Annotated in this window: 4 protein-coding genes and 2 pseudogenes; 2 read left to right on the forward strand and 4 right to left on the reverse strand. The window is 49.9% G+C overall.

Features of this window, described 5'->3' with window-relative positions; translation table 11 throughout:
- Positions 1-327 precede the first annotated feature (327 nt).
- Positions 328-585 carry a nucleotidyltransferase domain-containing protein gene (locus FTU05_RS17215; RefSeq protein ID WP_180166165.1) on the forward strand — a complete coding sequence of 86 codons (258 nt, stop codon included), beginning with the start codon at positions 328-330 and terminating at the stop codon, positions 583-585.
- A gap of 39 nt (positions 586-624) precedes the next feature.
- Here FTU05_RS17215 and FTU05_RS17220 read toward each other — a convergent pair.
- A protein-coding gene (locus tag FTU05_RS17220; RefSeq protein WP_119285041.1) for an IS3 family transposase occupies positions 625-1,790 on the reverse strand; the annotation gives its coding sequence in 2 pieces (ribosomal slippage) (positions 625-1,532 and positions 1,532-1,790; 1,167 coding nt in all).
- Between the two features lie 66 nt (positions 1,791-1,856).
- On the opposite strand from FTU05_RS17220, the pseudogene FTU05_RS17225 reads away from it, so the two are divergent.
- Positions 1,857-2,468, forward strand: a pseudogene (locus FTU05_RS17225) (IS6 family transposase); the annotation flags it as partial.
- Between the two features lie 62 nt (positions 2,469-2,530).
- Here FTU05_RS17225 and FTU05_RS18145 read toward each other — a convergent pair.
- The 3 genes and pseudogenes from FTU05_RS18145 to aac(3)-IVa form a co-directional block, all read right to left on the reverse strand.
- Positions 2,531-2,884, reverse strand: a pseudogene (locus FTU05_RS18145) (AAC(3) family N-acetyltransferase); the annotation flags it as partial.
- Positions 2,885-2,889: 5 nt separating this feature from the next.
- Positions 2,890-3,915, reverse strand: coding sequence for an aminoglycoside O-phosphotransferase APH(4)-Ia (gene aph(4)-Ia / locus FTU05_RS17235; protein WP_000742814.1), 1,026 nt, complete (start codon positions 3,913-3,915; stop codon positions 2,890-2,892).
- 228 nt (positions 3,916-4,143) lie between these two features.
- Positions 4,144-4,920, reverse strand: a complete 777-nt coding sequence (gene aac(3)-IVa, locus FTU05_RS17240; protein WP_001199192.1) for an aminoglycoside N-acetyltransferase AAC(3)-IVa — start codon at positions 4,918-4,920, stop codon at positions 4,144-4,146.
- Between the last annotated feature and the right edge of the window lie 175 nt (positions 4,921-5,095).

Here is a 5,095-nt window from a genome sequence, read left to right on the forward strand (position 1 = left end):
AAGTCGTTTGAATGATTTCTTCTTGGTCTACGTGCCATAAAATACTCCATATATTGATGTTTATAACATCATTTGAGGAGCAGAGTATCACTTATAGGAGTTGTTCAAATTTCCGGATCCATCTCTAAGTGAGGAGGAAATGACTCTTACTATTCAGATGTTGTTTCAAGCTTTTTTTGATTGATAGAGTTTTATGTATTAAACTCTATATTGAAAGTAAATATATTGTAAAAATAGTATGTTATTTACTAATTGATTAAATTATTTACACTTATTCTGTATAATGCTCTATGAATTCATTACTTATTTTTTTAAATTAAAAATCATATGCAAAGCTTAAATGATGAAGAGTGTCGCCAAGTTGAAAGTGTAAAACAGCTTTTACAAAAAAATTTTAAAGATAAGCTTTATGCTATTTATTTATATGGTTCGTATGTTGATGGTGGTTTAAAACATAAAAGTGATCTTGATATTTTAGTTATTATTGAACGTGAAATTACCGATCAGGAAAGAAAACAATTAGCGCAGAATTTTCTAAATATATCTGTTCCGATTGGTCATGCTACAGCGCGTGCCTTAGAATGATGTGTGCTGAATTAGCAGGAGACTTTCACTTGGGAGATTCTAGGCAGCTAACCGATAAAAGTCTTCTGCCATTTGATTTGGTGTCTTAAAATCCAAGCCTTTTTGAATTCTTCGCTGATTATAAAATAACTCTATATATTTTGTAATATCCGCTTTGGCTTCTTCCCTTGTTTTGTAGTTGCGATGATGGACTAGTTCATTTTTGAGTATGCCCCAGAAACTCTCTATCGGTGCATTATCAAAGCAGTCGCCTTTTTTGCTCATTGAACCCTGAAAATCAAATTTCTCAAGTAAGTTTCGATATTCATTACTGCAATATTGGCTGCCTCTATCTGAATGTACAATGAGATCTTTAGCAGGTTTCTGATTGCGAATAGCCATATTCAATGCATCACAAACAAGCTTGGCTGTCATGCGCTCATTTAAGCTATAGCCAACAACCTGTTTCGTGTAAAGATCTTTGACAGCTGCCAAGTACAACCAGCCCTCAGCCGTCCAAATGTAGGTAATGTCACTCGACCACGCAAGATTAGGCTTCGTCATTGAAAACTGTTGCTTGAGTAAATTGTCATAAATAGAACGGTTGTGATCACTGTTCGTGGTTCTTTTGAAACGCTTATGGCGCTTACAATACAACTGATTTGATTTTTTTATTTGGCGCACAGCATACGTACTTATTTTGATACCTTGCGCTTGTAAATGCTTGGTTAATCGAACATAGCCATAGCTTTGTTTGGTTTCTTCATGGGCTATTTTGACCAAAATTGTCTGCTGATTTCGCTGAATTGATCTTTTACTCATGCCTCGCTTTAGCCAATCATAAAAGCGAGAAACGGATACACGAAGTAATCGAGCCATTAAAATAATCGGAAATAAGTGGCTTTGCGATTTCATATAGGCGTACCTCACTGACTTTCTTTGGCAAAGTACGCTGCTGCCTTTTTTAAAAATTCACGTTCCATTTCAGCTGTTTTGAGCTGTTGTTTAAGCTTCTTATTTTCTTCGAGTAAGGCGTTTAGATCGGGCGAATACTGTTTTGTGCCTGCTAAAGTTCCAGCCTTTGCTTTGTTATTCCAGTTCGAAAGGGTTTGCATTGAAATGCCAAGTTGTCTAGCGGATTCCGATACATTACCTTGGTTCTCTTCAATGGCTTTTATGGCTTCAGCTTTAAATTCTGCGGTGTAAGTCTTCTGTTTCTTGCTCATGGTAAACTCCTAATGAGTATGTATAGTTTACCAAGTTAAACCCTCCTGTTTTTTAAGCACACATCAATGTTTCGCGAGCGGGGCTTCGAGGTCGATCATAGCACGATCAACCGCTGGGTATTGGCTTATGCACCTGTCATCGAGAAACGGCTGCGGCAGTTTCGTCGACCCCATTGCGGCTCGGTCCGGATTGATGAGACCTATGTCAAGATCCGCGGCAAATGGCGCTATCTGTACCGAGCCATCGATAAGCATGGCAATCCGGTGGATTTCCTGCTGACCGCTAAGCGCGATCTCGACGCTGCCAAGCGGTTCTTCCGAAAGATGCTTAAAGATGAACCCTTGTTGTCGCCGAACAGGATTGGGACGGACGGGGCCAACACCTTCCCGTCAACGATCAAAACGTCGGTTGATGATGGGCTTCTCCATCCCGATCCCGTGCATTATGTGACCAAACATCTCCAGCAGGGGATTGAGAGCGACCATTTCCGGGTGAAGAAGAACATGCCGAAGATCGGCGGTTTCCAATCCTTTAACACGGCGCGGCGAACCATCGCGGGTTTCGAGGCGATGCTGTGGCTGCGGAAGGGCTTTGGCTTTTCAGGCGGCTGGACCGTCAATGACCAGAATGATTTGCTTGCGCGCCTCTTCGGACTGCAAAAGGTTAACAAAGCATGAAAATACCGGCCTTGGCTGGGTGATAGCTGCCTCCAAAAGTGTTTGCGACACGCCCGGAACAATTCAGCCACTGCACCCATGTTCCGAGTTGGTGTGGTTTGCGGATCGTATGCCGGCATCTCGTTGCGCAAGATCTGCACCCAATCGGCAGGCACGGGCGGCGATCTCCAATCTGCGGGATCAGTCAGATCACCCGAGTGCGTGGGCATGACAATCGCGCCCTGGGGACCAACACAATCCAGAAGGGCCTGAATCACTGCGACCGGCCCTCCCGCGACCCAGCCGAGCGAGCTTAGCGAACTGTGGACGAGAACTGTGCCACCAAGCGTAAGGCCGTTCTCTCGCATTTGCCTTGCTAGGCTCGCGCGAGTTGCTGGCTGAGGCGTTCTCGAAATCAGCTCTTGTTCGGTCGGCATCTACTCTATTCCTTTGCCCTCGGACGAGTGCTGGGGCGTCGGTTTCCACTATCGGCGAGTACTTCTACACAGCCATCGGTCCAGACGGCCGCGCTTCTGCGGGCGATTTGTGTACGCCCGACAGTCCCGGCTCCGGATCGGACGATTGCGTCGCATCGACCCTGCGCCCAAGCTGCATCATCGAAATTGCCGTCAACCAAGCTCTGATAGAGTTGGTCAAGACCAATGCGGAGCATATACGCCCGGAGCCGCGGCGATCCTGCAAGCTCCGGATGCCTCCGCTCGAAGTAGCGCGTCTGCTGCTCCATACAAGCCAACCACGGCCTCCAGAAGAAGATGTTGGCGACCTCGTATTGGGAATCCCCGAACATCGCCTCGCTCCAGTCAATGACCGCTGTTATGCGGCCATTGTCCGTCAGGACATTGTTGGAGCCGAAATCCGCGTGCACGAGGTGCCGGACTTCGGGGCAGTCCTCGGCCCAAAGCATCAGCTCATCGAGAGCCTGCGCGACGGACGCACTGACGGTGTCGTCCATCACAGTTTGCCAGTGATACACATGGGGATCAGCAATCGCGCATATGAAATCACGCCATGTAGTGTATTGACCGATTCCTTGCGGTCCGAATGGGCCGAACCCGCTCGTCTGGCTAAGATCGGCCGCAGCGATCGCATCCATGGCCTCCGCGACCGGCTGCAGAACAGCGGGCAGTTCGGTTTCAGGCAGGTCTTGCAACGTGACACCCTGTGCACGGCGGGAGATGCAATAGGTCAGGCTCTCGCTGAATTCCCCAATGTCAAGCACTTCCGGAATCGGGAGCGCGGCCGATGCAAAGTGCCGATAAACATAACGATCTTTGTAGAAACCATCGGCGCAGCTATTTACCCGCAGGACATATCCACGCCCTCCTACATCGAAGCTGAAAGCACGAGATTCTTCGCCCTCCGAGAGCTGCATCAGGTCGGAGACGCTGTCGAACTTTTCGATCAGAAACTTCTCGACAGACGTCGCGGTGAGTTCAGGCTTTTTCATATCTCATTGCCCCCGGACGAGCGTCTGCTCCGCCATTCGCCGTCCGCCGTGCCAATCGGATCAGCCGTCCAAATGCGGGATTTTCGTTAGTCGGAGGCCAAACGGCATTGAGCGTCAGCATATCATCAGCGAGCTGAAGAAAGACAATCCCCGATCCGCTCCACGTGTTGCCCCAGCAATCAGCGCGACCTTGCCCCTCCAACGTCATCTCGTTCTCCGCTCATGAGCTCAGCCAATCGACTGGCGAGCGGCATCGCATTCTTCGCATCCCGCCTCTGGCGGATGCAGGAAGATCAACGGATCTCGGCCCAGTTGACCCAGGGCTGTCGCCACAATGTCGCGGGAGCGGATCAACCGAGCAAAGGCATGACCGACTGGACCTTCCTTCTGAAGGCTCTTCTCCTTGAGCCACCTGTCCGCCAAGGCAAAGCGCTCACAGCAGTGGTCATTCTCGAGATAATCGACGCGTACCAACTTGCCATCCTGAAGAATGGTGCAGTGTCTCGGCACCCCATAGGGAACCTTTGCCATCAACTCGGCAAGATGCAGCGTCGTGTTGGCATCGTGTCCCACGCCGAGGAGAAGTACCTGCCCATCGAGTTCATGGACACGGGCGACCGGGCTTGCAGGCGAGTGAGGTGGCAGGGGCAATGGATCAGAGATGATCTGCTCTGCCTGTGGCCCCGCTGCCGCAAAGGCAAATGGATGGGCGCTGCGCTTTACATTTGGCAGGCGCCAGAATGTGTCAGAGACAACTCCAAGGTCCGGTGTAACGGGCGACGTGGCAGGATCGAACGGCTCGTCGTCCAGACCTGACCACGAGGGCATGACGAGCGTCCCTCCCGGACCCAGCGCAGCACGCAGGGCCTCGATCAGTCCAAGTGGCCCATCTTCGAGGGGCCGGACGCTACGGAAGGAGCTGTGGACCAGCAGCACACCGCCGGGGGTAACCCCAAGGTTGAGAAGCTGACCGATGAGCTCGGCTTTTCGCCATTCGTATTGCACGACATTGCACTCCACCGCTGATGACATCAGTCGATCATAGCACGATCAACGGCACTGTTGCAAATAGTCGGTGGTGATAAACTTATCATCCCCTTTTGCTGATGGAGCTGCACATGAACCCATTCAAAGGCCGGCATTTTCAGCGTGACATCATTCTGTGGGCCGTACGCTGGTA

It is taken from the genome of Acinetobacter sp. YH12049 (genome assembly GCF_013419875.1).
GTDB classification, from domain to species: domain Bacteria; phylum Pseudomonadota; class Gammaproteobacteria; order Pseudomonadales; family Moraxellaceae; genus Acinetobacter; species Acinetobacter amyesii.

Coding starts and splice junctions, on each gene's coding strand:
- FTU05_RS17215 (WP_180166165.1), top strand. CDS start 328: ATGCAAAGCTTAAATGATGAAGAGTGTCGCCAAGTTGAAAGTGTAAAA.